Below are 5,105 nucleotides of genomic sequence, written 5' to 3'. Positions count from 1 at the left end.
CTATACATCATGTCAAGTTCATTCAAAATATTTCTTCTTGCGATCGTTACTTTCTTCGTAGGGACTTCCGAGTAGTCGTTGCTGGATTCTTAGATATCATCGCAAAAGATACAGGTGTTTCCATTGCTTCCGCCGGTCAATTAATTTCAGTTTTCTCGCTCAGCTATGCAGTCGGCACACCGATTCTGGTTGCCCTCACAGCAAAAATGGACAGAAGAACGCTTCTGATCTCGTCACTCGTGACCTTTGTGATTGGTAACGCAATGGTCATCTTCTTACCAGGATTCCTCCCTCTGCTTCTATCCCGGGTTGTCCTCGCGCTTAGCGCCGGCATCTTCCTAATTGTAGCGATTACAATGGCTACCAAACTGGTGAAACCAGAAAAGATTGGCAGCGCGATTTCTACCGTGGTCATGGGATTTAGTACTTCCTTAGTTGTCGGTGTTCCCTTGGGAAGAGTCATCGCCGCGAACATGGATTGGAAATTCAATTTTATTGCTTTGGGTGTACTCGGATTAGCTGCAATCTTCGTCTTAATGGGTGCAATTCCACATACGGAAGGTGAGGCTCCAGTGCCGCTTCGTATGCAAATTGCCTTTTTGAGAGAACCTAAAATTGCGAAAGCTTTACTCGTGGTTTTCTTCTGGATTCTTGGCTATTCTATCGCGTTCACATATATTACGCCATTCCTGCTAAATGTAACTAGACTGAGTTCGAGTACTATCAGCATTGCCTTGTTCATCTTCGGGGTTTCCAGCATGTTCGGAGCCAAGATCGGCGGCTATGCAACCGATAAATGGGGCGTGCGCAAAACGTTGATTACAGGCCTTCTTCTTCATGCAGTCGCCCTCTTACTTCTAGCGTTGGGCGCACATTACATGGCAATAGTAATCCCAGTTCTTGTTTTATGGTCACTATCTCTTTGGTCCTCCGGTCCAACGCAGCAGGTTCATTTGGTAAATCAAGCGCCTGAAGCCTCAAGCATCATGATAAGCTTGTATACTTCTGTCTCACAGCTTTCAATGGCTATCGGCGCTGGACTTGGAGGTATTATCGTAAAAAGTTTTTCGGAAACTTCTGTTGTATGGCTAGGTTCTCTTGGAGTAATCATTGCTGCTCTAATTGCTCTAAATGCGATTCGTCCGACTATAAAAACAAATTGATCCCCAAGCCTTTGAATTCAGAAAAGGAAATGCTTCTCATTAGGATGCATTTCCTTTCCTGTTTCATATTTCCTCATTCGGCTCCGCGGTAGTCTGTTTGTAAAAAAGCTGACTCCTTGTACATAATGATACACGCTTGTTTGATGAATTCCTGCTCTTCCTTGGACAACGTGTAAATCTGCGGTTTCATATCGTCAGGCAGCGCGTTGAAGCTGTTCCAAGCTTGTTTCATTCCTTCAAGGATTTCAGGGTTTCCCTGAGTTCGTCTCGCATTTAGATCCGTTAGGAACCGTGCCAGTCCCTGGGCCTCCCGGCTTCCTGGATCAGCTTTACCTGCCACGAGCTGCTTTAGCTCGGCTCGGAATTCAGTATATTGGAGATGAGATTCTTCGACGAAATCCTGATCTGCTAGCTTCTTCAACGCCTCTTGTGAATATGAATTTACAACCAGGCCGTGCATCGCCTTGCGTTCGTTGGCTGTCAAATATTTATTGACCCATTCCGGTTTCAATTCCATCTGCATAACCTCCATTATTTTCACGATTGAGTTATAGTCGACTGCGCCTTCATCCACAATTTTCTCCGTTTCCTCTATAGCGAGTATGATCGAGTCAAGCTGAGCTCGTTTTTCCAACATCATATCTTTTTGTGTTTGTAAAGCGTCCGGAAATTGCTGTGGACCCGTATGTATCAAGATCTTTATTTGGGCGAGAGTGAAGCCGAGATACTTTAGAGCCAGAACTTGTTGCATCTTGACAAGATCGTTGTCGGAATACATTCGGTACCCAGCATGCGTATGTATATTCAAGAGAATAAAGCTCTTATTTGACAGCTTCCTGTATCACTTGGTGTCTATCTGAAGCTAACTATGACATTGTCAATGCGAGCGAAAAATACGTGGATGCTCTAATAAAAGGTCTCCAATGATTTTTAAACTATCGGACACAGCTTTTTTGTCCTCAGAACAGCAGTGACTTCCATGTTGTTCCTTCAGTAGACAAGACCATTCGACCAAAAGTTTCACACCGTCCAAACGGTCTTTTGTCTATTCCTCTATGCAGCACACTCGCATCTTTTAACCCCTTTTTCCTCTAGTTTATTTGCCTCAAAAAAGAAACCTTGACAGGCATGAAGCCAATCAAGGTTTTATCCTTTAATTCATTCGCTAGTTGAATAACAACACTCTTTCTTCTGAGCCAAATGTTTGTTCTAAAATCATTCAATAATTGGTTTAATTTTCTTCCCGCTCTCATCATAGACCTTATACCCGCCGCGAACCGTAATCCAAATCTCGTTATCTGTATGGAGATCGGCTTGGAGCCCTCGGGTTGTTTTCGGAAAAAACAGCAAATGATTATCCGGAATCGACGTTCCCGGCTGAAGATCCAAACCTGCAGTCAGATCCGGAATGCCTTCTTTATCCGTAGCCACAGCCAGTGTTTTTCCCATCCGTACAATCATTTGGGAGCCAGGTTCTCCGTAAATCGTTTGCGCCCCTACTAGCTCTACATTTGTAATGCGATTTATGTTCTGTATCGTTAACAATGCCTTAATTCCAATAATTAGTGCAGTGATTGCAATTATTACAATTATCCCATCGCGCATATAAGTTCGTTTCATATTGATGTTGGCACCCTTTCTGTTTCTTAACTTTAGTTATTCTAAAGTGAAGCTAACAATTCCTCCATGCGTCCGGAAAAAGCTTCGTGAATTTCGAAGGCGGCGATGTTGTCCATATACTTTCCAGGTTCGCCCCGGGCTCGATAGACGTTACCCGCACCTTGTCGCCGACTTCATGACGTAGGCCCTCGGAAATCGCGCGAACCGCGAATTTCGTGCCCGAATAGAAAGTGCCACCAGGCGAGAAGAGTCACTCCTTATTTAATGGTTGTCCGTAAACCACATGAAAATGTAGATGTTTTGAATCTTGATATTTACCTAAGTTGGTTATTACTCTACAAGCACCATGTTCTGAAACAACATTGGAAGCTACCTTCTTAACAATGCTCATAAGTTCGATTAGCAAATCGTCGTCGTCTTCATCTAAAGTAACCAGTGATGGAATATGCTTTTTAGGAATCGTCACAATGTGTACTGGATAGAAGGGTCGGGTATGGTAATATGCAAGTACATTTTCGGTTTCTAATACCTTTTGTACAGGTGTTCGACCACTTAATACTTCTTCGCAATAAAAATCTTCCGACATGCACTACCTCCTCATTGGTTCTTAGCTTGTTCGAGTAAATTGAATACATAATCAGCTTTTTCGGCTGAATATGAAAGGAGCGACGTACATCCTTTTTTGATGGCGTTGTGTTTTCTCTCACAATATTGTTTGGCTACATCTGGGTTATCTCTTAGGTAGTTTCTTATTAGTAGATTATTTATCCATTGCTCGCTATTCCAAATGACCACAGCAAGATTATAGGCATGTTCTTGACGTTTTCGGAAATACRATCTTCCCTTTACACCAGCTTCTCCGAATCCTTCATAACCAATTTGTGTTAGTTTATCTGCTACGGAATTGCTTAACACTAACGTTTTTATGCCTATCAAAACATCTATTATCGGTTTTGCAAACATCCCTTGTACCGAAGTACTTCCGAAATGCTGTATGTCGATTGCTACGTCCCCGAAAGCACTAAGAAGATTTACTTKTTCATTTTGAAATAAGGTGTCCCACTTTTCATCATAAGGAACAACGCTAATCGTTTCATCAATTTCCATTCCAATTTTCACTCCCTTCTGATATAAACACGAAAAATATTTCCTTTTATTGCAAATTTAATCCTGTCTTTGTTTTAAAAACCTACTATAATAATACCGTAATTCTATCTATCTTTTAACCATTTGCTTCCTCAAATTGCGCTAATTCGGAGCGATTCTATCTAAAGAAAAATGGCTCTTCCGTTTCCCGAAGGGAAGCGAAAGAGCCTAGAAGGTTAGAGTTAAGTCATAGGATGCTTAGTATATTTAAGCTTAAGAGAGTCTAACGATGGTCAGCGCAGCGCCGGCAGCGCCGCCAAGCAGTGTCGCAGCACCGAGTAATCCGAATAATTGAAGTGTGATCGTGGTACCCGCAGTAAGAGTTAATATGACCATGTTGTTAAACTCAGATACAGAGAGTACTGGTGTAATAGTGGAAGGAGTTGATGCTGTTCCATTAATAAGCAATCGCGTGCTGACCAACAAAGCGGCCGTTATATTTAGTTGATAGGAAATCATATAGCTTCCAGCCGATGGCACCGTAAACGTATCGTTAGCACCATTGACAGTAATGCCGCCATTAAGAACTTGATTGTTCGGGACTGGAACGTTGGTTCCGCCAAGAACAACGGCGATGATGGAGCCGGTCGTATTCGCGGCAAAGCTGTTAATGTCCGTGAAATTCGGCCCCGTGGCGCCAGTGGAACCCGTCGTACCTGTTGCGCCTGTAGCTCCTGTTGCTCCTGTTGCACCAGCAACTCCGGTAGCGCCGGTAGCTCCTGTGTCACCTATCACACCTGTAGCACCWGTTGCTCCTGTTGCACCAGCAACTCCGGTAGCGCCGGTAGCTCCTGTGTCACCTATCACACCTGTAGCACCAGTTGCTCCTGTTGCACCAGCAACTCCGGTAGCGCCGGTTGCTCCTGTRTCACCTATCACACCTGTAGCACCAGTTGCTCCTGTTGCACCAGCAACTCCGGTAGCGCCGGTAGCTCCTGTGTCACCTATTACACCTGTAGCTCCTGTTGCTCCTGTTGCTCCAGTCGCACCTGTTGCTCCCGTAGCTCCTATATCTCCAGTTGCCCCAGTTGCACCGGCAGCGCCTGTACCTCCAGTCGCACCTGTTGCACCCGCAGCTCCTGTATCTCCAGTCGCTCCTGTTGCTCCCGCAGCTCCTGCACTTCCAGTCGCCCCTGTTGCTCCCGCAGCTCCTGTATCTCCAGTCGCCCCTGTCGC

6 protein-coding genes and 1 pseudogene are annotated in these 5,105 nt (G+C 44.6%); 1 reads left to right on the top strand and 6 read right to left on the bottom strand.

Features of this window, described 5'->3' with window-relative positions:
- Window positions 1–1,163, top strand: a 1,163-nt coding sequence (locus AC1DUA_RS22415) for an MFS transporter (RefSeq protein WP_477501884.1), incomplete at its 5' end; no start/stop codon positions are given.
- A gap of 73 nt (window positions 1,164–1,236) precedes the next feature.
- Here the strand turns inward: AC1DUA_RS22415 and AC1DUA_RS22410 are convergent.
- From AC1DUA_RS22410 to AC1DUA_RS22385, 6 genes and pseudogenes are all read right to left on the bottom strand, one after another.
- Window positions 1,237–1,971 carry a MerR family transcriptional regulator gene (locus tag AC1DUA_RS22410; RefSeq protein ID WP_477501883.1) on the bottom strand — a complete coding sequence of 245 codons (735 nt, stop codon included), beginning with the start codon at window positions 1,969–1,971 and terminating at the stop codon, window positions 1,237–1,239.
- Between the two features lie 407 nt (window positions 1,972–2,378).
- Window positions 2,379–2,783: a hypothetical protein gene (locus AC1DUA_RS22405; protein ID WP_477501882.1), complete on the bottom strand. Its 405-nt coding sequence runs from the start codon at window positions 2,781–2,783 to the stop codon at window positions 2,379–2,381.
- A gap of 133 nt (window positions 2,784–2,916) precedes the next feature.
- Window positions 2,917–3,009: pseudogene (locus AC1DUA_RS22400) on the bottom strand (oxidoreductase); the annotation flags it as partial.
- 24 nt (window positions 3,010–3,033) lie between these two features.
- On the bottom strand, window positions 3,034–3,369 hold the full coding sequence (locus tag AC1DUA_RS22395) for an HIT domain-containing protein (RefSeq protein WP_477501881.1): 336 nt from the start codon (window positions 3,367–3,369) through the stop codon (window positions 3,034–3,036).
- Between the two features lie 11 nt (window positions 3,370–3,380).
- Window positions 3,381–3,890 carry a GrpB family protein gene (locus AC1DUA_RS22390; protein ID WP_477501880.1) on the bottom strand — a complete coding sequence of 170 codons (510 nt, stop codon included), beginning with the start codon at window positions 3,888–3,890 and terminating at the stop codon, window positions 3,381–3,383.
- 252 nt (window positions 3,891–4,142) lie between these two features.
- Window positions 4,143–5,105 (bottom strand): BclA C-terminal domain-containing protein (locus AC1DUA_RS22385; RefSeq protein ID WP_477501879.1); only part of this gene is annotated, 963 nt, incomplete at its 5' end.

The organism is Paenibacillus sp. 01T422 (genome assembly GCF_056398785.1).
Note: the sequence above shows the minus strand (reverse complement) of the source record. Positions and strands in the feature narration are given on the sequence as shown.